Consider the following 24,160-nt stretch of genomic DNA (forward strand, 5'->3'; position numbering starts at 1 on the left):
CCGGTGAGCGACCGTGTGCGGACACTGCATGAGCGCGCGATCGAGGAGATCAACAGCGGTCGGCCCGCGGTAGGGGCGCGTCGGCTCCGGGACGCGCTGCGGCTCGCCGAGGCGACCCCGTCGCAGACCGCGCGGATGCTCGGCACGCTGGCCGCCGCCGAGGTGGCGCAGGGCAACACCGACCGCGCGCTGGAGCTGCTGGACGACGCCGAGCAGGTGGTGGCGCCGGACGACCGGCACCTGCTGCTGTCCCAGCGGGCCCTGGTGTTCCTGATGACCGGCCGGCTGGACGACGCGCTGGCGCTGTTCGACGACACGATCCAGCGGTTGCGGCGCACCGACAAGCAGGCGGCGCTGGCCCGGGTGCTGCTCAACCGGGGGATGCTGCACCAGATCGCGGGCCGGGTGCGGCTCGCGCTGGCCGACCTCGACCTGTGCGCCCGGATCGGCGGTTCGCTCGGAGCCGACGACGGGATGCCGCGCACGGTCGCGAAAGCGGTGCACGGCCGGGGCCAGTGCCGGGTGCTGACCGGTGACATCCCGGGCGCGCTGCGGGACTTCGACATCGCCGCCGAGGTCTACGCCGCGCAGGGCCAGGGGATGCTCGCGGTGCTGGCGGGCGACCGGGCGCGGGCGCTGCTCGCGGCGGGGCTGCCCAGCGAGGCGGCCACCGAGCTGGACACCTTCCTGCGGCAGGTCCCCGCGCTGCGGATGGGCCACGAGCACGCCGAGGCCGAGCTGACCATGGCGCGGGCGAAGCTCGCCGCCGGGGACCCGGGCGACGCGCGGCGGTGGGCGGCCCGCGCCCGGCTGCACTTCCGGCGGCGGCGCAACGACACCTGGGCCGGGGTCGCCGAACTCGCCGAGCTGCGCGCCGACTTCACCGCCGGCCGGGGCACGGTCCGGGTGGCCCGCGCCGCGTCCCGGCTGGCCGGGCGGCTGCGGTCGCTGGGCCTGCGCAACGACGCCGACGAGGCGGCGCTGCTGGCCGCGCGGGCGTACGTCGCGTGCGGCCGGCTGCCCGCCGCGCGCGGCGAGCTGGCCGGGCGGGACCGGCCGGGCGCGCCGCTGGCCAACCGGCTGCTGCGCCGGCTCGCGCTGGCCGAACTCGGGTCCGCCGAGGGCGACCGGCGGCGCACGTTCACCGAGGCGCACGCCGGCCTGGAGCTGCTGCGCGAGCACCGCGCCCGGTTCGGCAGCCTCGACCTGCAGACCGGCACCACGTCGCTGGGCGGCGAGCTGGCCCGGGTCGGTCTGGCGGCGGCGCTGGAGAACGGCCGGCCGGAGGTCGTCTACCGCTGGCTGGAACGCTCCCGCGCGCAGGCGTTCCGGTTCCCGCCGGTCCGCACGCCCGCCGACGGGCAGACCGTGGACGCGGTCGCCGAGCTGCGCCAGGCCGCCACCGAGGTGCGCACCGCCGAGCTGCGCGGCAGCCAGGACCTCGACGCGCTGCGCCGGGCCCGGCACATCGAGCGCGAGATCCGGGCCAAGGGCTGGCGCACCGACGGCTCCGGCGAACGGCACGCCGAGGTCGGGTTCGCCGAGGTCAAGGCGGAACTGGCGGACGCGGACGCGGCCATGGTGGTGTTCCTGACCCACGGCGACCGGCTGCTGGCCCAGGTGATCGGCGACCGGCAGGCCGACCTGCTCGGGCTGGGCGACCCGGGGACCGTGTTCGAGGCCATCGCCCGGCTGCGCAGCGACCTCGACGCCGCGTGCGGGCGCAGCCTGCCCGCCACCATCGAACGGGTCATCCACACCTCGATCCGGCGACAGCTGGCGATCGTCACCGACCACGTGCTCACCCCGCTGCTCGACGCGGTCGGCGACCGCGACCTGGTGCTGGTGCCCACCGGGGCGCTGTCCGCGATGCCGTGGAGCCTGCTCGACGCGCTGCGCGGCCGCCCGGTCACGGTGACCCCGTCGCCGTCCGCCTGGGTGGCCGCGAAACGCGCCGTCCGGCCGCCCGGACCGGTGCTGCTGGTCGGCGGCCCCAACCTCGCGCACTCCTCGGACGAGGTGCACCGGCTGGCCCGGATCTACCCGCACAGCACCGTGCTGGACGGCCCGGACGCGACCGTGGCCAACACGCTGCACGCGGTCAACCGCAGCGGCCTGGCGCACTTCGCCTCGCACGGCCACCACGAGCAGGAGAACGTCCTGTTCTCCCGGCTCGACCTGGTCGACGGGCCGCTGATGGCCCACGACGTGCACCAGCTCGCGGCCGTGCCCGACCACGTCGTGCTGTCCTCGTGCGACATCGGGCAGGCGGTCGTGCGGACCGGCGACGAGATCCTCGGTTTCACCGCCGCGCTGCTCTACAGCGGCAGCCGCACCGTGGTCTCCAGCGTCGCCCGCGTGGACGACCACGCCGCCGTGGACGTCATGACCTCCTACCACCACGCGCTGACCCGGGGCGTCCCGCCGGGCAAGGCGCTGGCCGAGGCCACCGAGGACCAGTGGCTGATGCCGTTCGTCTGCCACGGCTGGGGCGGCTGACCGCCGGTCACCCGTCGCCGGTCCGGCGCAGGTGGTCGAGCACCCGCCGGCCACGGGCGGACAGGCGGTAGCCGGTCTCCAGGCTCTCGGTGAGGCCCCGCGACTTCAGCGCGCGCACGTCCGACTTGAACTTCGGCACCTCGCGCCCCACCTCGGCGGCCAGGTCCGCCGCCCGCACGCCGGGCCGGTCGGCGATCAGGCCGAGCACGTCGGCGGTCCACGCGCCGCGCCCGCTGCGCGCGTCCAGCCGGCGCAGCCCGGCCGCCACCTCGGCCAGCTCGGCGGCGGACAGGTCGTCGGCGGCGCGCAGCGCCACCCTGGGTTCCTCCCCCACGTGCCGCACCTCGACCCGGTAGAGCAGCCGGTCCTCCCCCGCCCGCAGGCTGCCCTCGAACGCCGCGCGGTCGGCGAACCCGGCGCGGGCGAGGTCGGCGTCCGGCACGTCGGCCGGTCGCACCACCGCCACCTCGCCGATGCCGACCACGCCGGCGGCCGTGGTGATCCGCGCGCCGGGCCGCACGTCGGGCCGCCGCCACCGCCGGAACGCCAGGTCGATCCGGCCGGCGACGATCCCGTCCAGCACCGCCATCGAGAACTGCACCGAATCCCCCGATCCACAGTGGACGGTCCGCCGGCGGGGCGCGGTGCCCGCGCGGCAACCGGAACGGTAGCCCCTGCCGACCGGCGCGGCGACCTCGCGGCGTGCGCTAAAATCACGGCACGGCAAGGAGTTCGGGACCGGACCTGGACCACCGCCGGCGCTCCCCGGAGCGCGGGGCCCGGCCCCGCGCCGCCGCTCCCGCGATCCCGCCGCGCCGTCCGCTCGCGGACCGCCGGCCGAAGGGCACCAGTGACCATCTACTCCCAGCACCCGAGTCGCGGGAAGATCCAGGTGCTCGCCACCTACCGCGGCCCCGAGGGCACCGTGTCGTCCACGGTGACCAGCCTCGACGACACCGAACTGGCGCAACCGGTGGTCGACGCGCTCAACCGGATCTCCGCCTGCGCCACCGTGCCGGTCAGCGTGCCCGACACGCGCGGCGACCGGTTCGCCTACTACCCCGACGAGCACCTGGCCGCGCTCACCGACCCGAGCGCCCGCCGGGACCTGCTCACCGGGGCGCACAGCCTCTGGTACGAGTACGTGAAGGCGCTGCTGCACGATTCCCTGCTCTACCTGGACGAGTGCACCGAGCGCGTGCCGGACCCGGTCCGGGTGGCGATCAACGCCGAGCTGGAGGCCGAGGCGCGCTGGCTGCGCGAGGCGTTGGCCGAGTTCACCGACGGGATCGAGCCGACCGACGCGCGGGACCGGCGGATCTGGGACTTCGAAGGGCCGTTCGTGTCCTTCGGCGACGTGGAGGGGCTCAGCGGCGAGACGCGCCGGCGGCTGGACGAGGTGGAGCGGGACCTGTCGGTCGAGGAGATCCGCACCGGGGCCGCCGACCTGCGGCTGCTCCTCGACGCCTACACCCGGTGCACCAACGACGAGGCGCAACTGCTCGCCGAGGACTTCTCGATCACCGACGACCCCGCCGAGGAGGGCCAGGACGGCTACTTCCTCGCCGTGGAGGCCCCGGTGCCCGACGCCGTGCACGGCCGGACCGAGTGGCGGGTGGAGGTCTGCCGGTGGATCGCGGACGACCCGGACGACGAGGACAGCGCCGCCACCGGCGAGCCCGTGCTGGGCTCCTACCGCCCGAGCCCGCCCTCGGCCGCCGAACTCGCCGAGCTGCTCACCCGCAGCGGCGGGAGCGCGGAGCAGCTGGCCCGCTGGGCGGGCACGCCGGTCGGCTCGGTGCTGGACGGCACGTCCTTCGTGGTGACCAGGCGGTACGAGGACTGAGACCGCTCCCGGGCCGCCGCGCCGCAGGCCGGGTGCGGTGACGACGGCGTGCGCGCAGGGCCAAATGGCGGACGCGTCGGCACAAGGGCGGTCGGGCCGGCGGTCCGTATGCTGGCCGACCAACCCCTGCTGTGGTCCGGAGGCGCTGAACCATGACCATCCACCGTGACCTGCTGATCGCCGGCTCCGACGTGCCCGCGACGTCAGGCCGCACCGTCGACGACGTCAACCCCTTCACCGGCGAGGTGTACGCGACCGTCGCCGCCGCCGGCCCCGAGGACGTGGCCGCGGCGGTGGCCGCCGCCGACGCCGCGTTCGCCGACTGGGCCGCGGTCCGGCCGTTCGCCCGGCGCAAGGTCCTGCTCGACGCCGCCGACCTGCTCGACGCCCGGGCCGAGCAGGCCGCGGAGCTGATGGCGGGCGAGGCCGGCGGCACCAGGCGGTGGGCGATGTTCAACGTCTTCCTCGCCGCCAACATCCTGCGCGAGGCCGCGGCGTCGGTCACCGCGCCGCTGGGCGAGGTGCTCTCCGCGCAGGAGCCCGGCGCGCTCGGCCTGGCCGTGCGGGAGCCGGTCGGCGTGGTGGCGGCGTTCGCGCCGTGGAACGCCCCGCTGATCTTGGGCGTGCGGGCGTTCGCCGCGCCGATCGCGGCCGGCAACACCGTGGTGCTCAAGCCCAGCGAGGAGGCGCCGCTGGCGTCCGGGCTGTTCCTGGCCGACGTGCTGCGCGACGCCGGACTGCCCGCCGGGGTGCTCAACGTGGTCACCAACGACCCGGCGGACGCCGCCGAGGTCGCCGAGGCGCTGATCGCCGACCCCCGGGTGCGGGTGGTCAACTTCACCGGGTCCACGGGTGTCGGCCGGATCATCGGCACGCACGCCGCCCGCCACCTCAAGCCCGCGGTGCTCGAACTGGGCGGCAAGAACGCGATCATCGTGCTGGACGACGCGGACCTGGGCCACGCGGTGGACGCGGCGGTGTTCGGGGTGTTCATGAACTCCGGGCAGATCTGCATGTCCGGCGACCGGGTGCTGGTGCACGAGCGGATCGCGGCGGAGTTCACCGAGCGGTTCGTGGCGAAGATCGCCTCGCTCCCGCACGGCGACCCGACCGACCCGGACACCGTGATCGGCCCGCTGGTCAACACCCGCTCCGCGCAGCGGGTCGCGGCGCTCGTGCGCGACGCGCGGGAGAAGGGCGCGACCGTGCTGACCGGTGGCGAGGAGCCGGTGGGCGCGCTGCACCGGGCGACCGTGCTGACCGGCGTGACCACGGACATGGAACTGCACTACGGCGAGGCGTTCGGGCCGGTGTGCGTGCTGGAGACGTTCGCCACCGACGACGAGGCCGTGGCCCGCGCCAACGACACCGACCACGGCCTGACCTGCGGCATCCTCACCGAGAACGGCACCAGGGGCCTGTCGGTGGCCCGCCGGGTCAAGACCGGGATCGTGCACGTCAACGACCAGTCCGTGGGCGACGAGCCGCAGGCCCCGTTCGGCGGCGTGAAGTCCAGCGGCTACGGGCGCTTCGGCGGCCGGTGGGGCGCCGAGGCGTTCACCACGACCCGCTGGATCACGCTGGCCACCGAACACGCGCACTACCCGTTCTAGGTGTACTTGGTCATGAGGTTGGTGACTGGACGCGGCTGATGGGTGGCTGCCCTTCGAGTGCGGTGTGACCGCGTTCAGTGTCGCGGGAGACCGGGTGGTTCCCGGCGTTGTCGGTCGGGACACCGTGCGGGCGGGGACGCCGGGTGCGGCGACGACCCGGTCCTCACCGCACCCGGACGCCTCGCCCATGACCAGGCCGACACACCGTCACCAACGTGTCGACCAGGTACGGCCAGGTCCCGAAGCCCGCGCGCGGACGTGCGGCGGGGTGGCGGTGCCGGGTCGCGACGACCGGCAGCGGCACCCCGCCCCTACTCGCCGAGGCGGGTGGCCAGCGCTTCCTCCACGACCGGCGTCAGGGTGGTCACGAAGCTGCGGCCGAGGTGGTTGTGGTCGCCGTAGATGTAGACGTTGCCCACGGCGGGCGTGCACTGGCGGGCGTCGCAGAAGTAGTCGCCGAAGTCGGCGAACCGGATGCCGGCGGGCACGTCCGGGAGCCGGTCGTACGGCGGCGGCCCGTAGACCTCGGCGCGGGGGACGCTGCACTTGGCGAAGTCCAGGCCGTTGATCTCCAGGCACTCCGCCGGCGAGATGTCGAACCGGGGGTTGTCCCGGATGCCGAGCATCGGCAGGCCCGCCGCGTCGAGCTTGCGCCACTGCTCGACGAACCCGGGCGGGGTCTGCTCGGTGAGCCCCTGGCGGACGTTGCGGGTGGCGTTGACGACCACCAGGTCCGGTTTCGACTCCAGGATCCTGGGCAGCACGGCGTCCGCCCACTGCGGGCAGTACACCGGCTCGGTGGGCTCGACGTAGGACTCCGTGGACAGCGGGCAGCCGCCCTTGAGGTAGGTGGTGAACTCCCAGTCCCGCTTCTTGGCGATGGCCTCGAACGCGGGCAGGTAGGAGTGCATGTGCGAGTCGCCGACCACGACGATCCGCTTCACGGGCTCGTTGTCGCCGCGGTAGGTGCAGGTGTAGACCTCGTCGTTGGTGCCGACGTTGAGGCATTCCGGGCCGACCGCGCCGACCTCGTCGCGCAGTACCTCCAGCGGCGGCACGATCGGCGCGTCGGGCGAGCCCTCGTACTCGAAGCCGGGCCGGTGCGCGAGCGCGCCGGGGTGGTCCGGGTCGGGCGCGAACGAGTACGAGTCGACCCGGTGCTGCGTGACGACCTGCCAGGTGCCGGCGGTCACCAGCACGGGCACCATCAGCAGCAGGCCGAACCGGTAGGCGCCCCAGGGCTTGGCCACCCCGATCGCCGAGCGGCGCACCGGCTGCTCGACGAAGTGGTAGGTCAGCACGGCCAGCACGGCGGACGCGCCGATGATCAGCGCGCCGTCCGGGAAGTCGACGGACTGCTGCCGGGTCGCGACCAGGAACAGCACCAGCACCGGCCAGTGCCACAGGTACAGCGAGTAGCTCACGTCGCCGACGTACTTCAGCGCGCCCGAGCCGAGCACCCGGTCGACGCCGACCGCGCTGCCGCTGGTGCCCGCCAGGATCACCGCCGCGCCGCACAGCGTCGGCCACAACGCCAGGTAGCCGGGGAACACCGCGCCGACCTGGAGCACCAGGCCGCACGCGACCAGCCCGGCGATGCCGACCCAGCCGAGCGCGAGCCGGACCGCGCGGGCGAGCACCACCCGGTCGGCGAAGAAGGCGAGCAGGCCGCCCAGCGCGAACTCCCACGCCCGGGTCAGCGAGTGGAAGTACGCCAGCGGCTGGTCGACGGTGGTCAGCGCGATGGAGAACACCAGCGACTCGACCAGCACCGACGCCAGGAACCAGGCCAGCACCCGGCGCACGCCCCACCCGGTGGCCCGGCCGAGCAGCAGCGCGCCGGCCGCGAGCAGCGGCCACACCACGAAGAACTGGCCCTGGATGGACAGCGACCAGAAGTGCTGCACCACGCTGGCCGAGTTGTGCTGGGCGAAGTAGTCCGCCGAGTCCGCCGCGAGCTGCCAGTTCTCCAGGTAGAGGGCCGCCGCGACGACTTCGCGGATGGTCTGGAACCAGCGGCTGCCGGGCAGCAGCAGGAAGCTCGCGACCAGCACCACCAGCAGCACGGTCAGCGCCGCCGGGAACAGCCGCTTGATCATCCGCCCCCACAGCGGCCGGAACGCGATCCGCCCCTTGTCCACCGCGCGCAGGAGCTGGCCGGTGACCAGGAACCCGGAGATGACGAAGAACACGTCCACGCCGCCGGAGACCCGGCCCAGCCACACGTGGTAGACGACCACGAGGACGACCGCCACGGCGCGCAGGCCCTGGATCTCCGGCCGGAAGCGCGCGCCCGCGGCGGAGAACCGCACGGTCGGCGTCGAGTCCGCGCGCGAGGACTGGGCAACACTCAAGATCGGCTCCGAACAGCTGCTGGCTCGCGTCGCCGATCCCGGGTTTCGCCGACGCCCCCCGTGCCTCGCCCGGACGAGCGAGGTCGGGGCGACGATACCCGAGGTGCCGTGACCTGATCGGCCGAACGTCGCAAGTGTTGTACCGGCCACCGGCGCCACCGCCCCGTCCCCCGCCGGTCCGGGGAATCGCAGGCGCGTGGGCCTGATCGCGGAGTTCGGCGACCACACCCGCCATGTCGTGCTACGGTTTCACGTGTAAGAAAGTTCTGACACGTGAAGGGATGGCCTGAACATGACGCGGCCGACCGGTGACGACCTGGTCGAGGTCCTGGCCGCCCTCGCCAACCCGCTGCGGCTGCGGATCGTCGCGACGCTCGCGGGCGGCCGGGACTACGTCAGCCACCTGGCCCGCGAGATCGGCATCAGCCGTCCCCTGCTGCACATGCACCTCCAGCGGCTGGAGGCCGCCGGCCTGGTGGTCGGCACGCTCGAACTCTCCGAGGACGGCAAAGCCATGAAGTACTACGAGGTCGCCGAGTTCGACCTGCGCCTCACCGCCTCGACGCTCGCCGAGGCGGCCCAGACCCTCACGGACCCGGAGAAGGGTCCCGGACGCAAGGAGCGTTCCTGATGCCACTCAGCGCGGAGGGGTCCACGACCTGGCCCGACGCGGTCCTCACCATCGGGCTGCTGTTCCTGGCCATGGTCACCGCCCTGTTCCTGTTCCAGAGCTTCCTGGACATCCGCAAGACCAAGATCAAGGCCGACCAGGAGGAGCACCTGCGGCAGCTGGTGGGCCGCTACGAGCAGCTCGCCGAGAAGACCCTCGACGCCCAGCAGCGCACCGCGGCGGACGTGGCCGAACTGCGCACCCGGGCGGCGTCCATCGAGCAGATCCTGCGGACCGTCGAATGAAGGCCGCGGTGCACGGCGCGTACGGCGGCCCGGACGTGCTGGAGCTGACCGACCTCCCCACGCCGACCCCCGGCTCTGGCGAGGTGCTGGTCCAGGTGCGGGCGGCGGCGCTGAACTACGCGGACTGGCTGTTCCTCACCGGCACGCCCTACGCGCTGCGGCTGGCGGCGGGCCTGCGGCGGCCGAGGAACCCGGTGCGCGGCGTCGACCTGGCCGGCGTGGTCGAGGCGGTGGGTCCGGGCGTGACCGGGCCGCGCGTCGGCGACGAGGTGGTCGGGCAGGGCGACGGCGCGTTCGCCGAGTACGCCGTGGCGAAGGCGGCGAACCTGGTCGCCAAGCCCGCGAACCTCACCTTCGAGCAGGCGGCGGCGCTGCCGATGGCCGGGCTCGCCGCGCTGCACGGGCTGCGCGCGGCGAAGGTCGGGGCCGGGGACCGGGTGCTGGTCAACGGCGCGGCGGGCGGCGTCGGGTCGTTCGCGGTGCAGCTGGCCCGGCACCGGGGCTGCGTGGTCACGGCGGTGTGCGGCGGCTCCGACGAACTGCTGCGGTCGGTCGGCGTGGACGACGTGATCGACTACCGGACCCGGGACTTCACCCGGGAGGACGCGCGCTACGACGTGATCTTCGACAACGTCGCCAACCACTCGCTCACCGACCTGTGCCGGGTGCTGACCAGGCACGGCACGCTGCTGCCCAACAGCGGGCGCGGCGGCCGGTGGCTGGGCAGCCTGCCCCGGATCGTCCGGGGCGCGGTGATGTCGTTGCTGGTCAGCCAGCGGGTGAAGGTCTACGTCTCGACCATCGACCCGGCCGACCTCGCCGAACTCGTCGGGCTGGCCGAGTCCGGCGCGGTCGTGCCGCTGGTGGGCCGGACCTATCCCCTGGCGCAGGTCGCCGACGCGTTCGCGCACCTCGGCACGGGCCACGCCAGGGGCAAGGTCGTCATCACCGGGTGAGCGGTCAGGGCCTGGTCACCGGGCCCGGCACCTGGTGCAGGTACGAGCCGGGCCAGTCGATCGCGTCGCGCGGCGGGTCCTGCGGCCGCCACGGCACGAAGTTCGCCGCGTCGTCCACGCTGCCGCTGCCGTCGTAGCGGGCGCGCACCGGGTACGGGAACACCGGCCGGGTCCGGGTGACGGTGCCGTCGGCGGCCCGCGCGGCGGCGATCACGCGGTCCGGCGCGATCCCGTCCTCGGTCCAGCGGACCAGTTCGGGCAGCGGGTCGAAGGTGTCCAGGGTGTCGCCGCCGGCGCAGTGGTACATCGCGGGGACCATGAACACCCGGGCCCACTGCCGGGTGGCGGCGGGGCCGCCGTTGCGCCGGCCGAGCCGGTCGTAGTAGTCGAGCAGGCCGGCGGGCGGGACGGCCTGGTCGTTCCAGCCCTGCCAGAGGATCAGCCTGCCGCCGGACCGGCGGAACGGCCCGAGGTCGAGGCCGAGCGCGTTGGCCCGCGAGCCCTCGGCGGTCAGCCGGCGCAGCTCCCCGGTGGTGAACCGGAAGTCCGCGACCGAGCTGTGCGGCGTGCCGATCGGGTAGCCCATGTGGCGCAGGTAGTTCTCGGCGAGCAGGAACGCGATCGACCCGCCGAACCCCGGCAGCGGGGTGAGCCAGCCCGCCCAGGCCAGTTCCGACCCCCGCTCCTGGTTGCCCGGGTAGAGCCGGCGGCCCTGCTCGTCGACCGGGCCCCCGTAGAGCCTGCGCACCGTCTCGACCTGGGCCGGGGTGAGGCAGTCCGGGCCGTCGACGCCCTCCGGGCACCGGGTGGTGGCCGGGTCGAAGTCGCACCGGCGCGGGTCTTCGAGCTGGCCGTCCACCAGGCCGTCGAGGCCGTCGCAGCGGGCCAGCACGGCGGCGTGCAGGGCCGGCAGCCGGGCGTCGGTCAGGATCGGCTGCCCGGCCGGGTCGGTGTTGGTCCTGGCCAGCCACGCCTGGTCCAGGGCCAGCGCGGAGAAGTAGGCGGCGGGCGCGGCGGCGATGACGCCGTCGAAGTCGTCCGGGTGGCGCTGGGCGAGCAGCAGCGCCTCCCGGCCGCCGTTGGAGCAGCCCTCGAAGTAGGAGGTGCGCGGCGGCGCGCCGTAGTACTCGGCGATCAGCCGCTTCGCGGCCAGCGACACGACGTGCGGGGCGCGGAAGGCCCAGTCGTCCCGGGCGGCCTGGTCGTCGGCCGCCCACCGGCCGTCCGCCGAGGGGAACGGGCCGTCGCCGACGTGCCCGTCGTCGGTGGTGGCGACCGCGAAGTCGCCGGGTTCGGGCGTGCAGGGCCGGATGCCCGGGGCCGCGACCTCGCCGCAGAACCCGCCGCAGCCGGTCTGGAGGTAGCGGCCGGAGTAGGTGGTGGGCAGCTTGAGCCGGAACCGGACCTCGGGGTCGACGCGGCCGCGCACGTCGCAGTGCTCGGGCTCGACGCCGGCCGGCACCGGGGTCGCCTGCTCGACGTGGACCCCGGTGCCGGGCACCGGGTGGTCGCCGACCAGATCGGCGCAGCTCCGCACCGGGCGCGGCGGCCGGTCCGCCGGCTCCGCACCGGCCGGACCGACCGCTGTCAGCGTCGACACCGCCATCGCCAGCGTCGCGAGGAACGTGCGTGTTTTCATCGTCCACCCCCGTAGTCGATTCGGTGACGCGCACGTGTAGGAGTAACCCTTGGTGAAGGCCCCCTGACGCACAGTCAATCACAGGGGTACGACAGCGCCGGCGTGATCGGGACCGGCCCGCACCCGGCGGACGTGCCCACCGGGTCGCGCTACCCGGCCAGCCGGTTGGCCTGTTCGGTGAGGTGGCGGCGCTCCGGGGCGCTGGTCGCGCGCCGGGCGGCCGCCCGGTAGGCCGTGGACGCCGCCGCGCGGTCGCCGCTCTGTTCGAGCAGGTGCGCGCGGACGGCGTGCAGGCGGTGGTGGTCGGCGAGGCGCTTGTCCCGGGCCAGGTCCTCCAGCAGGTCCAGCGCCGCGCGCGGGCCGTGCACGACACCGACCGCGACCGCGCGGTTGAGCGAGGTCATCGGGTTGGGCGCGGCCAGTTCCAGCAGGTCGTAGAGGGCCAGGACCTGCGGCCAGTCGGTGTCCTGCGCGCTGGGTGCCTCGGTGTGCACGGCGGCGATCGCGGCTTGGAGCTGGTACGGGCCGACCTGTCCGCGCGGCAGGGTCCGGCTGATCAGCTCCAGGCCCTCGGCGACCAGGTCCCGGTCCCACCGGGCGCGGTCCTGCTCGGCCAGCGGCACGACGCCGCCGTCCGGGGTGCTGCGGGCCGGGCGGCGGGCGTCGGTGAGCAGCATGAGCGCCAGCAGGCCCGCCACCTCCGCGTCGTCGGGCAGGAGACCGGCCAGCCAGCGGGTCAGCCGGATGGCCTCGTCGGACAGCGCGGGCGCGGTCAGGTCCGCGCCGTCGGTGGTGGTGTAGCCCTCGTTGAACACCAGGTACAGCACGTGCAGCACGGCCCGCAGGCGTTCGGCGCGGTCCTTCGGCGACAGGGCGCCGAACCCCGTCCCCCTGATCGTCTGCTTGGCGCGGCTGATCCGCTGCGCCATGGTGCTCTCCGGCACCAGGAACGCGGCCGCGATCTGCGCGGTGGTCAGCCCGCCGACCGCGCGCAGGGTCAGCGCCACCCGGCTGGGGTCCGACAGGTCCGGGTGGCAGCACAGGAACACCAGCGCCAACGAGTCGTCGCGGTCGTGGTCGGCGTCGGCGGGCCGGGCGAGCAGCTCGGCCTGCGGGGTCACCGCCAGTTCGCGCCGGCGGCGGGCCTGCTCGGTGCGCAGGTGGTCCACGAACCGCCGCGCGGCGACCGTGATCAGCCAGCCGCGCGGGTTGTCCGGCAACCCGGCCGGCCACTGGCCGGCGGCGTCCAGCAACGCCTCCTGCACCGCGTCCTCGCACGCGTCGAACTGCCCGTACCGGCGCACGAGCACGCCGAGCACCTGCGGCGCGAGTTCGCGCAGCAGGTCCTCGACGCCGCTCGCCCCGTTCACGACCGCACCGTCACGACCGCGCCGTCACGGTTGGGGCGACTCGTGCAGGATCGGCCACAGCTCCACCGGGTCGACGTCGGCGAACGGGATGTCGGCGGCGATCTCGCGGGCGCGTTCCTCGCTGTCCACGTCCAGCAGGTAGAAGCTGGCGATGTACTCCTTGGACTCGATGTAGGGCCCGTCGGTCACCACCGCGACGCCGTTCTCCCGGCGGATCAGCTTCGCGGTGACCGCGTCGCCCAGCCCGTACGCGCCGAGCAGTTCGCCGCTCTCCCGGTACCTGGTGTTGAACGCCTCCTGCCGGGCGATCGCCTCGGGCCACTCCTCGGCCGGGAACGAGTCCCACTTCTCCTGGTTGCCGTAGATCATCAGCAGGTACTTCACGTCGGCCGTCCTCTCGGTCCGCACACCCCCGCGGCGTGCTGTCGACTCCCGGTCGGAGCACGCCTCGGCGTTCTCGACACCGCCGCCGGAGAAACTCCGGAGAAGTTTCCCCCGCCCGGATGTCGAGCGCCGCCCGGTCGGCGACGACCACTGGTCGACCCACCCGGAGCCAAAACCAGGGAGCGACCATGACCACCACCGACGTCCGACCCATCTGGCTGGTCGGAGCACTCGCCGGGCTCGCCGGCGCCGCGATCGCGGAAGTCTACGGCCTGCTCGCGCGGCTGGTCGGCGTGCCGATGGAAGCCGGCGGCACCGGTGCCGCGACGGCCGAGCCGATCACCGTCGGCATGTTCGCGATGGGCACCCTGATCTGCACGTTCTGGGGCACGCTGCTCGCCCTCGCGCTGGGCCGGTGGGCGCGCCGCGCGCCGGCCCGGACCTGGACGCGGGTCACCGTGGCGCTGACCGCCCTGTCGATGGCGGGGCCGCTGACGGCGGGAGCCACCGCGTGGTCGACCAAGGTGATGCTGATGATCTCGCACGTCGTCGTGGCGGCCGTGGTCATCCCGCTGGTGGCGCGGCGTCTCCGGTCCGTGCGGCGGCCTGCTCCGGGAACCGCGCCGAGCCCCGCCTGAACGCGGCGGCCAACGCCCGCTGGGGACACCCGCTGTGGACGTCCGGTGTGGACGTCCGGTGTGGTCTTGCCGCCCAGTCGGGTGGGCCCGGCGGCGCGGGCCCACCCGACCTGCCCTCCCCGGGACTAGGCGGACACGCCGGTGAGCGCGACGAGCCCGATGTCGATGCGGTCGGCGGTGCTGCCGAACACCACCTTCAGGGACAGCGCCGGCGAGCCGGGCAGCAGTGCGGGCCGGCGGTGAACTTGGCGGTGGCCGGGCCGGAGGGCCCGTTCGCGGTGGCACCCAGCGGGCTGTAGCGGGCCTTGACGGTGCCGGCCGCCGTGCCGACGGCGGAGTCGGCGACCAGCGCGCCGGTCACCAGTCCGGCGATCGCGAGCGCGGCGACGGCGAGCGAGGACGGCGTGCGTCTCGTGCGGAACGTGGACATCTGCGGGCTCCTGGGCTCGATTGGCTCGTACACGTGGGTTCCGGTAATCGATGGAGGTTCGGCTGTCGGGCGAGGTGGAGCCGCGGGCGTCCGGGCGGGTGGTGCAGGTCGAGGCGCTGATCGCCCGCGTCTGAAGCGGCGACCCGCCGGCGGCGGTCCGCAACGTCCTCTACTCGTACCTGAGCCGGTTGCGCCGGTCGTTGCGGGAGGTGTCGGACGGGACGGCCGTGCGGATCGAGCACCGGCACGCCGGCTACGTCCTGGACGTCGACCCGGACCTGGTGGACCTGCACCGGTTCCGCCAGCTGGTCGGGTGCGGCGACGACCCGGGCGCGGCCGACGAGGTGCGGGCCGGGGCGTTGGCCGAAGCCCTGGCCCTGTGGCGGGGAGCGCCGCCGGCGGGCCTGCCCGGCGAGTGGGCCGCGCGGGTCCGCGACGGCTGGGAACGGCGGTGCGGTGGGCTCGGGTCGAGCTGCGGCTGGGCAGACCGGCGGGCCTGGTCGCGGCGTTGCCGGACCTGGCCGTCGAGTACCCGCTCGCCGAGCCGGTGGAGGCGCTGCTGATGCGCGCGCCGCACGAGGTCGGCCGCAGCGCGGAGGCGCTGTGCCGCTACGCCGACGTCCGGCGGCGGCCGGCCGACGAACTCGGCGCCGACCCCGGTCCCGAACTGCGTGCCCTGCACCAGGCCGTGCTGCGGGGGGTGGCGGTTCAAGGAACCGGAGGCGGCCGTCCTGGAGAGTTCGAACACCCGCTACGGCCGGGACGTCACCGAGTTCGACCGACTCCTCGAACCCTGACGCACCGCGCGACCACTTCACCGTCCGGGTGACACCTTGCTCGCCCGTTCGTGAGCGGCCCCGGTCACACCCGGTTGCCGACCCTGGTTTGAGTCGTCTAGACTCAAACCATGTTCACGAGGGAAGAGGCACTCGACCTGGTCGACGGGGCGACCCCGACGGGGCTGTTCGGACCGGCCGACCCGGACCGGCGGACGGAGGCGCGGCGGCGGTACCGGGGGCTGGCCGCCGCCCTGCACCCCGACCGGGTCGCCGCCGACGACCTCCGGGCGCACGCCGCGTCGGCCGACCTGACCCGCCTCTACCACGAGTGGCAGAACACCGGGCCGGTCGTGCTGCGCACCGGGCGCGGCACCTACCGGGTGGCCGCGCGGCACGCCGTGGGCAGCGTCGCCAACGTCTACCGCACCGACGGCCGGCCCGTGGTGAAGATCGTGCGCAACCCGGCGCTGAACCCGTTGCTGCGCGCCGAATGGGACGCGTTGCGCGCCCTGGAGCGGTTCACCGACGAGCACGACTGGCTGCGCCCCTACTACCCGCGCCTGGTGGACACCGGGGACGCGGGCCGGGGCGAGCGGGCGTTCACCGTGCTGGAACCGCTGGTGGACGGGTTCGTGACGCTCGCCGACGTGCGGCGGGCGTTCCCGGACGGGCTGGACGGGCGCGACTACGCGTGGATGCACCGCAGGCTGCTGCGGGCCGTCGCGGGCGCGCACCGGGTCGGGCTGGTGCACGGGGCGATCGTCGCCGACAACGTGCTGGTGCACCCCGAGCAGCACGGGATCGTGCTGGCCGGGTGGTCGTTCGCGGTCGCCGACGGGCAGCCCCCGCTGGCCACCGCGAAGACGGTCGACTACCCGCCGGAGGTCGCGGCGGGCCGGCCGCTCACCGCCGCCACCGACGTCCACATGGCACACACGCTGATGCTGGACGTGCTGGGGCGCAACGAGTCCCGGCAACGGATGTTCGCCACCGGCTGCACGCAGGACGATCCGGCACGCCGCCCGGACGCGGCGGACCTGATCGACGAGTACGACGACCTCCTCCACGAACTCCACGGCGCGCGGGTCTTCCGCCCGTTCGCGCTGCCGAACACGACAGGAGCCTGACATGGGACACGGCAAGTGGGACGACAACGCCTACGCGGCGGCCAAGACCTTCCGCGCGGCCAAGGGGATCGACGATTTCGGCTACACGGCCAAGCTTCGCGCGCAGCCCAGTGACAAGTGGACGGCGGACCCGTCGATGAACCCGCTCGGGGTCACCGCGCGGGAGTGCCGGGACTCGGCCGACCACGCCGACTCGACGCCGATCGCGGTGCTGTTCGACGTGACCGGCTCGATGGGCCAGGTGCCCAAGATCATGCAGCGCAAGCTCGGCAAGCTGCACGGCCTGTTGCAGCGCAAGGGCTACCTCGCCGACCCGCAGCTGATGTTCGGCGGCATCGGCGACGCCGACAGCGACCGGGTGCCGTTGCAGGTGGGGCAGTTCGAGTCGGACAACCGGATGGACGAGCAGCTGCGCACGATCTTCCTGGAGGGCAACGGCGGCGGGCAGAAGAGCGAGTCCTACGAGCTGGCCGCGTACTTCGTGGCCCGGCACGTGGTCACCGACGCGTGGCAGAAGCGGGGCCGCAAGGGCTACCTGTTCCTGATCGGCGACGAGCTGAACAAGCCCCGGCTGGAGGCCCGGCACATCCGCCGGATCATCGGCGACGACGTGCGCCAGGACATCGACCCGGCGTCGGTGTACCGGGAGCTGAGCCGCAAGTGGCACGTCTACTTCGTGCTGCCGAACCAGTCGTCGTACTACGACGACCCGCAGATCGCCGAGCACTGGCGGGACCTGCTGGGCCAGAACTTCCTCAAGCTCGACGACCCGGGCGCGGTGTGCGAGCTGATCGCGGCCACCATCGGGATGGAGGAGCGGGTGGTCGACCTGGACCAGGCGCTGGTGGACCTGGCCGAGGTCGGGTCCACCGCCGAGCGGGACGCGGTCGGCAAGGCGCTGGTCCAGGTCGGGTCGACGGCCTTGGCCACCTCGACCTCGGCGCTCCCGCCCGGCCTCGACGGGCCGGACGACGTCACCCTGTCGTGAGCACCGGGGAGCCGGGGCACGTCGTCGTGGTCGGGCTGGGGTTCGGCGACGAGGGCAAGGGCGCGGTGGTCGACGCGCTGTGCCGGGACGGGTCGGTGTCGGCGGTCGTGCGGTTCAACGGCGGCGCGCAGGCCGCGCACAACGTCGTCGCCGACGGCCGGCACCACACGTTCAGCCAGTTCGGGTCGGGCACGCTCGCGGGTGTGCCCACCCTGCTGTCGCGGCACGTGCTGGTGGAGCCGATCGCGCTGGCGACCGAGTCGCGGGAGCTGGCCGCGCTGGGCGTGGCCGACCCGCTGGGGCTGGTGTCGGTCGACGCCCGCGCGCTGCTCACCACGCCGTTGCACGTGGCGGCCAACCGGGCCCGGGAGGACGCGCGCGGCGCGGGGCGGCACGGGTCGTGCGGCAAGGGCATCGGCGAGACGGTCTGGTACTCGCTGCTCGCCGGCGCCCGGCCCGGGGACGTGGTGGAGCACCAGGAAGTCCTGGGCACGCCCGGCGACGCGCCCCGGGTCGGGGACTGCGCGTCGCCCGCGGTGTTGCGGCGCAAGCTCGACGCGCTGGCCCGGTTCTACGCGCCGCTGGTCGGCGACGGGTTCCAGGTGGCGGAGTTGGTGGCGCTGTACCGGGCGTTCGCGGACGCGGTGCGCGTGGTCGACGGCGACGAGGTGGGCCGGCTGGCCGATCGCGGGCGGGTGGTGTTCGAGGGGGCGCAGGGGGTGCTGCTGGACGAGAACCACGGGTTCCACCCGCACACCACCTGGTCCACGGTGACCCCGCGCAACGCCCGCGACCTGCTGGGCGGACGCCCGGCGCGGGTGCTCGGGGTGACCCGCACCTACCAGACCCGGCACGGCGCGGGCCCGCTGCCGACCGAGAACGCGGCGGTGGCGGCCCGGTTGCCGGAGCGGCACAACGGGACCGGCGCGTACCAGGGGGCGTGGCGGGCCGGGCACCTCGACGCGGTGCTGCTGCGGTACGCGATCGGGCTGTGCGGGGTGGACGCGCTGGCCGTCACGCACCTGGACGCGCGGGACCTGTCGGTCGCCTCCGCGTACCGGGTCGGGCGCCGGCTGGTGCCCCGGTTGACGTCGGGGGTCGTGCCGGCGGGGTCGGTGCCGGTGCTGGAGCCGCTGCGCGATCCGGTGGCGTGGCTGGCGCGGGCGACCGGGCTGCCGGTGGAGGTCGAGGGGCGCGGGCCGGACCGCGCGGACTACCGCGTGCGCGTGCCGGTCGCGGGCTGAGGTGCGGGAGAATCCCGCGCATGGCGAGGATCGAGTCGACGTTGGTGTCGGTGGACGTGCTCACCCTGCGGTTCGACGCGCGGGCGCGGACCGTGCTGCTGGCCGTCGCGCCGCGCGAGGCCGACCCGTTCGCCGGGGCCTTGGCGCTGCCGGGTGTGCTGCTGGGGCGCGGTGAGCGGCTGCGCGACGCGGCGCTGCGGGCGGTGACCGGCAAGCTGGGCGTGGACGGGTCGGCGGTGACCGCGACCGGGCAGTTGGCGACCTTCGACGAGCCCTCGCGCGACCCGCGCGGGCCGACGCTGTCGATCGCGCTGTGGGCGGCGGTGAACCCCGAGGCGTCGGCGGCGGGCCCGACCTGGGCGCGGCTGGACGCGGTGCCGGCGCTGGCGTTCGACCACGACCGGATCGTCGCGGACTGCCGGCCGATGCTGGCCGACCGGCTGTGGCGGGACGTGCCGTTCACCGCGGGCCTGCTGGGGCGGGAGTTCACCACCGCGCAGGCCCTCGACGTGACCGAGGCGTTGACCGGCGACCGGCCCTACCCGGCCAACCTGGGCCGCACGATGGACCGCGTGCCCGGCCTGGAGCGCACCGAGCAGCACGCGGCGGCGCTGCCCAAGGGCGGCCGGCCGCCGCTGGTCTGGCGCTGGAGGCCCACCGGCTGACCCCGCTCCCGGCGAGGTCGGCCGGTGGTCGGGGTCAGGGCAGGGTGGGCAGGTAGCGGGGCGCCCGGCGGGCGTGGGTGAGCTGTTCGAACGCCGCCGCGAACCGCAGGACCTTCGCGTCGGCGCGGTGGCCCGCCATGAAGGACACGCCGATCGGCAGCGGCCCGGCGAAGCCCGCCGGCACCGAGGCGTTCGGGTAGCCCGCCGCCGCGGCCGGGGTCGAGGTGCCCAGCACGTAGGCGTCGCCGGCGGCGTAGTCGGTCTTCCAGGCCGGCGAGTTGGTCGGCGCCATGATCACGTCCAGGCGCTGCCCGGCCAGCACCTCGTCGATCGACCGCCGGGCCAGCGTGGTCGCGGTGCGGCGCTGCTCCTGGTAGGCCGGGTCGGTCGGCGGCGGCGCGTCGCGGGCCGCCAGGAACAGCTCCTGGCCGAACCGGCTCAGCTCGACCGGGTCCCGCTCGTTGAACGCGATCAGGTCGGCCACCGTCCGGAACCGGCCGGGCCGGGTGGCCAGGTACCGCTCCAGGTCGTGCTTGAACTCGACGGTCAGCGCCGGGAACTCGACCGCGTCGATCCGGTCCTGGTAGGGCAGTTCCACGTCGACCACGGTCGCCCCGGCCCGCCGCAGCGCCTCGACCGACCGCTGCACGACCTGGTCCGCTTCCGGGCTCGCGCCGGTCCTGCGCCACACGCCGATGCGCGCGCCGCGCAGCGTGTTCCCGGCCGCCGAGACGGCCGTGGCGTAGTCGCCGCCGCCCAGCGCGGACAGCAGGATCGCGGCGTCCACCACGTGCCGCGCCATCGGCCCGGCGGTGTCCTGCCGCGTCGACAGCGGCACCACTCCCCGGCCGCTGACCACGCCGAGCGTCGGCTTGAGGCCGACCACGCCGTTCTGCCCGGCCGGGCAGACGATGGACCCGTCGGTCTCGGTGCCGACCGCGACCTGGGCCAGCGAGGCGGCGACCGCCGCGCCGGAGCCCGAGGACGAGCCGCACGGGTTGCGGTCCAGCACGTGCGGGTTGTTGGTCTGGCCGCCCACCGCCGACCAGCCGGACGTGGAGCGCGTGGACCGGAAGTTGGCCCACTCCGACAGGTTCGCCTTGCCGAGGATCACCGCGCCCGCGTCGCGCAGCCGGGTGACCAGCTCGGCGTCCTGGCGCGGCGGCACGCCCAGCGCGCGCGACCCGGCGGTGCTCGCCAGGCCCTTGGTGTCGATGTTGTCCTTCAGCAGCACGGGGATGCCGTCCAGCGGGCCGCGCGGGTGGCCCTTCGCGCGCCGCCGGTCGCTGGCCGCGGCCTGGTCGAGCGCGGTGGGGTCGAGCGCGAGCACGGACCGGACCTCGCCGTCCACGTCGTGGATCCGGCGCAGGTAGGCCCTGGTCAGGTCGACGGAGGTCAGGGTGCCCGCGTCCATCCGGCGGACCAGCTGCGGGATGGTGGCCGCGTCCAGGTCCAGGACCGGCGCGGCCTGGGCGGGCGGCGCGACGAGGAGCACGGCGAGCGCCGCCGCGAGCAGTGATCGCATGGGCTCCAGTCCAGACCTGTCTCCGGCGGCGGTAAACCCGCCATTGGTCGGTGCGTGCGGTCCGGATTCCGGGTGACGTGGACGGAGGCCCGTCGCGACGGCGGCGCGCGGCGAGGTGGTCAGGCTCGCCGCGGCCGTGTCGCCGGTCGGCGCGACGGGCCTCCGGGGGCGGGCGGCGGGGGTTGCGCGCCCCGCCGCCGAGTCGGTTCGGGATCGAGCCCACCAGCCGGGGCGCGGCCGTGCCTCACCTGAGGAGGGTGATGCCGGCCGGGCCGGCCACCCGGTTCGGTTGAAGATCAGCCGCAGGTGGACGACCACGATCGACACCGCCCGGACGAGAGGAGTCCACATGCGACACCACGCACCCTCGCCCGGCTCCGGGGCCACGACCGCGGCCGCCGGATCCCTCTTCCCCTTGGCACCGCGCGGTTCCCCGCCCCGGGACCCGCGACCCGACCGCCTTCGGGCCGCGCCCCCGGGGCCGCGGTGCAGCGTCGAATCAGGAGACGACAGACCATGCCGGAACACGAGCACACCGCAGCGCCCGACGCGGCCCCGGCCTCGCCGCCGGTCGCGCCGCCGAAGCTGCGGGCGCCCGCCACCGCACCCGCGCCGGTCCCCCGCGACCGGCTGCTCGACGCGCTCGACGAGCACACCTCGGGCGCGCACCGACCGCCGCCGCTGACCGTGGTGTGCGCGCCGGCGGGAGCGGGCAAGACGACGCTGCTGGCGTTGTGGGCCCGCAGACTCGCCGAGCGGCGGGCCGTCGACCCGCTCGCGCCGTTCCCGGCGTGGGTGACGCTGGACGCGCACGACAACGAGCCGGCCCACCTGTGGTCGGCGGTGCGCGAGGCGTTGGCGGCGGCCGGCTGCGCGGGCCTGCCCGCCGCCGGCGACGGCTTCCCGGAATCGCTGATCGCCGCGTCCGACACCGTCACCGCCCCGGTCTGCCTGGTGCTGGACGACGCCCACGAGCTGACCGGGCCGGACGCGGTGCGCGGCCTGGCGCTGCTGGCCCGGCACACCCCCGACCGGCTGCGGCTGGTGATCGCCTCGCGCACCCCGCCGCCGCTGCACCTGTCCCGGCTGCGCGTGGAGGGCCGGCTGCGCGAGGTGCACGCGGTGGAACTGGCGTTCACCGCGGCGGAGGCGGCGGTGCTGCTGGGCAACCACGGCATCGAGCTGGCCCCAGACGAGCTGGACGTGCTGCTGCGGCACACCGAGGGGTGGGCGGTCGGCCTGCGGCTGGCCGCGATGTCGCTGACCACCCGGGGCCGCCCGGCGTTCCCGGCCGACGACCGGACCGTGGCCGACTACCTCAACGAGGAGGTGCTCGACCACCACCCCGAGCACGTGCGCCGGTTCCTGCTGTCCACCAGCGTGTGCGACGCGGTCACCCCGGACCTGGCGACCGCGCTGTCCGACCGGTGCGACTCCGGCGAGATCCTCGACCGGCTGGACCGGGCCAACGCCCTGGTCAGCCGGGTCGACGAGCCCGGCCAGTGGTACCGGGTGCACCCGGTGCTGCGCGCGTTCCTGGGCGGCGAGCTGGCCCGTACCCGGCCGTCGGCGCGGCGCCGGCTGCACCGGGTGGCCGCCGAGTGGCACCGCGACCACGGCCGGCCGCTGACCGCGCTGGAGCACGCGCTGTCCGCCGACCACCGGGACCTGGCGGGCGACCTGGTCGAGCAGACCGGCCTGGGCGTGGTGCTGCGCGGCGACGGCGACCGGCTGCACGAGCTGCTCGGCAGGCTGCCCGGCCACCTGCTGGCCCGACCGGGCGTGGCGCTGGTCGCCGCGACCGCCGCGCTGGAGGAGTGCGACGTGCCGGCGGCCGACCGGGCGCTGGAGCGGATGGACGACTCGCCCCGGCTGCTGCGCTCGGAGGTGCTGCGCGCCTTCCACGCCGGGGTCCTGGTGCAGCGCGGCCGGTTCCCGGACCCGCCGCCCGCGCAGGACGGGCTGGGCCGCCCGCCGGTGGGCCGCAGCGGCGACGGCGACCTGGACGTGCTGGCGCTGCTCAGCCACGGCGTCGCCACCCTGCGGCGCGGCGCGCACACCTCCGCCGAGGAGGGCCTGCGCCGGGCCCTGGACCTGGCGCTGCGCGGCGGCCTGGACTACGCGGCGCTGCACTGCCAAGTGCAGTTGGCGGTGATCGCGGCGGCCCGGGGCGAGCTGCCGCTGGTCGAGGAACGGGCCCGGCGCGCGGTCGAGTTCGCCGCCGAACGCCGCTGGGCGGGCCGGCCGGCGGTGGTGATGGCCTACGTCCTGCTGGGGCTGCGCAGCCACCTGCGCTACGACCGGGAACGGGCCGCGCGGTTCGCCCGGCTGGCCGTCGACCACCTGCCGGAGGGCGCGGACACGACCACCGCGCTCGCGGCGCTGAGCCTGCACGCGGTGGTGGCGTTCGACGACGCCGACGACCCGCACGCCGTGGTGGCGAAGCTGCGCGGGCGGTGGGGCGCGGTGGACGACCGGTCGGTGGCCGCTCCCCTGCTGGCCTACGTCGCGCCCACCGCGCAGCGGATGGCCTTGCGGGTCGGCGAACTCGGCTGGGCCGTCGAACTCGCCGAACGGGCGTCCGCCGCGCTGGGCGCGGGCGGCGAGACGGCCCTGCTGCAGGCGGTCGTGCAGGCGCACCGGGCGCGCTCCGGGCAGGCGCGCCGGCTGCTGGAACCGTTGCTGCGCGGGGAACTGCGGACCGTCGCGGCCACCACGCCGGTCGACGCGTGGCTGCTGGAGGCGGTGCTGGTGGACCGGGCCGGCGACCGGCACCGGGCGCACGAGGCGCTGGCGAAGGCGCTCGCCCTGGCCGAGCCGATCGGCGTGGTGCGGCCGTTCGTCAACGCGGGCGCGCCGGTGCGCGACCTGCTGGGCGTGGGCGTCGGCCGGTTCGGGCGGCTGGACCGGTTCGCCGGTTCGGTGATGCCCGCGCTGCCCGCGCAGGCGTCCGGGCACGTGGACCCGCTGACCAACCGCGAGCTGGACCTGCTGGTGGAACTGCCCTCGATGCGCACCACCGAGGAGATCGCCGACTCGATGTACGTGTCGGTCAACACCGTGAAGACCCACCTGCGCGGCATCTACCGCAAGTTGGGCGTCAGCCAGCGGCGCGACGCCGTGGTCGTGGCGCGGCAGCGCGGCCTCCTCTGAGCGCGTCGGGACGACGAGGTCCCGACCACGCGCCG

The 24,160-nt window shown here is 75.0% G+C and carries 21 protein-coding genes; 14 read left to right on the forward strand and 7 right to left on the reverse strand.

Translation table 11 applies throughout. The features are described 5' to 3' along the window. Window positions 1-3: 3 nt before the first annotated feature. Window positions 4-2,499 carry a CHAT domain-containing protein gene (locus tag AC0HI0_RS13690; protein ID WP_480932716.1) on the forward strand — a complete coding sequence of 832 codons (2,496 nt, stop codon included), beginning with the start codon at window positions 4-6 and terminating at the stop codon, window positions 2,497-2,499. 7 nt (window positions 2,500-2,506) lie between these two features. Here the strand turns inward: AC0HI0_RS13690 and AC0HI0_RS13695 are convergent, their stop codons facing one another. Then, window positions 2,507-3,100 carry a hypothetical protein gene (locus tag AC0HI0_RS13695; RefSeq protein ID WP_480932717.1) on the reverse strand — a complete coding sequence of 198 codons (594 nt, stop codon included), beginning with the start codon at window positions 3,098-3,100 and terminating at the stop codon, window positions 2,507-2,509. Window positions 3,101-3,349: 249 nt separating this feature from the next. Between AC0HI0_RS13695 and AC0HI0_RS13700 the strand changes: the two genes are divergently transcribed. Both AC0HI0_RS13700 and AC0HI0_RS13705 read left to right on the forward strand, forming a co-directional pair. Next, on the forward strand, window positions 3,350-4,345 hold the full coding sequence (locus AC0HI0_RS13700) for a hypothetical protein (RefSeq protein ID WP_480932718.1): 996 nt from the start codon (window positions 3,350-3,352) through the stop codon (window positions 4,343-4,345). 152 nt (window positions 4,346-4,497) lie between these two features. Then, a complete protein-coding gene (locus AC0HI0_RS13705; protein ID WP_480932719.1) occupies window positions 4,498-5,958 on the forward strand; it encodes an aldehyde dehydrogenase family protein in 1,461 nt (486 codons plus the stop codon). A gap of 311 nt (window positions 5,959-6,269) precedes the next feature. On the opposite strand, the gene AC0HI0_RS13710 is transcribed toward AC0HI0_RS13705, so the two are convergent. Continuing rightward, window positions 6,270-8,312 carry an acyltransferase family protein gene (locus tag AC0HI0_RS13710; protein ID WP_480932720.1) on the reverse strand — a complete coding sequence of 681 codons (2,043 nt, stop codon included), beginning with the start codon at window positions 8,310-8,312 and terminating at the stop codon, window positions 6,270-6,272. Between the two features lie 292 nt (window positions 8,313-8,604). Here AC0HI0_RS13710 and AC0HI0_RS13715 point away from each other — a divergent pair, with 292 nt between their 5' ends. From AC0HI0_RS13715 to AC0HI0_RS13725, 3 genes are read left to right on the forward strand one after another with little or no spacing between them, the layout of a single operon-like run. After that, complete coding sequence (locus tag AC0HI0_RS13715) at window positions 8,605-8,943, forward strand: ArsR/SmtB family transcription factor (RefSeq protein ID WP_480932721.1); 339 nt, start codon at window positions 8,605-8,607, stop codon at window positions 8,941-8,943. After that, window positions 8,943-9,227 (forward strand): hypothetical protein, encoded by a 285-nt coding sequence (locus tag AC0HI0_RS13720; protein ID WP_480932722.1) that lies wholly within the window; start codon window positions 8,943-8,945, stop codon window positions 9,225-9,227. The genes AC0HI0_RS13715 and AC0HI0_RS13720 overlap by 1 nt, the downstream gene beginning before the upstream one ends. Beyond that, entirely contained in the window at window positions 9,224-10,183 is a 960-nt protein-coding gene (locus tag AC0HI0_RS13725; RefSeq protein ID WP_480932723.1) for an NAD(P)-dependent alcohol dehydrogenase, read from the forward strand. The genes AC0HI0_RS13720 and AC0HI0_RS13725 overlap by 4 nt, the downstream gene beginning before the upstream one ends. Window positions 10,184-10,187: 4 nt before the next feature. Here the strand turns inward: AC0HI0_RS13725 and AC0HI0_RS13730 are convergent, their stop codons facing one another. The 3 genes from AC0HI0_RS13730 to AC0HI0_RS13740 form a co-directional block, all read right to left on the reverse strand. Continuing rightward, a complete protein-coding gene (locus tag AC0HI0_RS13730; protein WP_480932724.1) occupies window positions 10,188-11,822 on the reverse strand; it encodes a tannase/feruloyl esterase family alpha/beta hydrolase in 1,635 nt (544 codons plus the stop codon). 149 nt (window positions 11,823-11,971) lie between these two features. Then, on the reverse strand, window positions 11,972-13,192 hold the full coding sequence (locus tag AC0HI0_RS13735; protein ID WP_480932725.1) for an RNA polymerase sigma factor: 1,221 nt from the start codon (window positions 13,190-13,192) through the stop codon (window positions 11,972-11,974). 24 nt (window positions 13,193-13,216) lie between these two features. Next, window positions 13,217-13,576 (reverse strand): YciI family protein, encoded by a 360-nt coding sequence (locus tag AC0HI0_RS13740; protein ID WP_480932726.1) that lies wholly within the window; start codon window positions 13,574-13,576, stop codon window positions 13,217-13,219. A 188-nt stretch (window positions 13,577-13,764) separates the two neighbouring features. Between AC0HI0_RS13740 and AC0HI0_RS13745 the strand changes: the two genes are divergently transcribed. Beyond that, entirely contained in the window at window positions 13,765-14,214 is a 450-nt protein-coding gene (locus tag AC0HI0_RS13745) for a DUF6069 family protein (protein WP_480932727.1), read from the forward strand. Between the two features lie 196 nt (window positions 14,215-14,410). Here AC0HI0_RS13745 and AC0HI0_RS13750 read toward each other — a convergent pair whose 3' ends face one another. Then, window positions 14,411-14,644 carry a hypothetical protein gene (locus tag AC0HI0_RS13750; RefSeq protein ID WP_480932728.1) on the reverse strand — a complete coding sequence of 78 codons (234 nt, stop codon included), beginning with the start codon at window positions 14,642-14,644 and terminating at the stop codon, window positions 14,411-14,413. Window positions 14,645-14,832: 188 nt separating this feature from the next. Between AC0HI0_RS13750 and AC0HI0_RS13755 the strand changes: the two genes are divergently transcribed. The 6 genes from AC0HI0_RS13755 (at window position 14,833) to AC0HI0_RS13780 (ending at window position 19,447) form a co-directional block, all read left to right on the forward strand. After that, complete coding sequence (locus AC0HI0_RS13755) at window positions 14,833-15,207, forward strand: AfsR/SARP family transcriptional regulator (RefSeq protein WP_480932729.1); 375 nt, start codon at window positions 14,833-14,835, stop codon at window positions 15,205-15,207. Further along, window positions 15,096-15,473 carry an AfsR/SARP family transcriptional regulator gene (locus AC0HI0_RS13760; protein ID WP_480932730.1) on the forward strand — a complete coding sequence of 126 codons (378 nt, stop codon included), beginning with the start codon at window positions 15,096-15,098 and terminating at the stop codon, window positions 15,471-15,473. The genes AC0HI0_RS13755 and AC0HI0_RS13760 overlap by 112 nt, the downstream gene beginning before the upstream one ends. A gap of 78 nt (window positions 15,474-15,551) precedes the next feature. Continuing rightward, a complete protein-coding gene (locus tag AC0HI0_RS13765) occupies window positions 15,552-16,550 on the forward strand; it encodes a protein kinase family protein (protein WP_480932731.1) in 999 nt (332 codons plus the stop codon). A 1-nt stretch (window position 16,551) separates the two neighbouring features. After that, window positions 16,552-17,538 (forward strand): hypothetical protein, encoded by a 987-nt coding sequence (locus AC0HI0_RS13770; RefSeq protein ID WP_480932732.1) that lies wholly within the window; start codon window positions 16,552-16,554, stop codon window positions 17,536-17,538. After that, complete coding sequence (locus AC0HI0_RS13775; protein ID WP_480932733.1) at window positions 17,535-18,782, forward strand: adenylosuccinate synthetase; 1,248 nt, start codon at window positions 17,535-17,537, stop codon at window positions 18,780-18,782. Before AC0HI0_RS13770 ends, AC0HI0_RS13775 begins: the two co-directional genes overlap by 4 nt. 20 nt (window positions 18,783-18,802) lie before the next feature. After that, window positions 18,803-19,447, forward strand: coding sequence for an NUDIX hydrolase (locus AC0HI0_RS13780; RefSeq protein WP_480932734.1), 645 nt, complete (start codon window positions 18,803-18,805; stop codon window positions 19,445-19,447). 34 nt (window positions 19,448-19,481) lie between these two features. On the opposite strand, the gene AC0HI0_RS13785 is transcribed toward AC0HI0_RS13780, so the two are convergent. Beyond that, on the reverse strand, window positions 19,482-20,972 hold the full coding sequence (locus AC0HI0_RS13785) for an amidase (protein WP_480932735.1): 1,491 nt from the start codon (window positions 20,970-20,972) through the stop codon (window positions 19,482-19,484). A 516-nt stretch (window positions 20,973-21,488) separates the two neighbouring features. Here AC0HI0_RS13785 and AC0HI0_RS13790 point away from each other — a divergent pair. After that, window positions 21,489-24,125 carry a winged helix-turn-helix domain-containing protein gene (locus tag AC0HI0_RS13790; protein ID WP_480932736.1) on the forward strand — a complete coding sequence of 879 codons (2,637 nt, stop codon included), beginning with the start codon at window positions 21,489-21,491 and terminating at the stop codon, window positions 24,123-24,125. The last annotated feature ends 35 nt before the right edge of the window (window positions 24,126-24,160 follow it).

The organism is Saccharothrix sp. NBAS 001 (assembly GCF_056640475.1).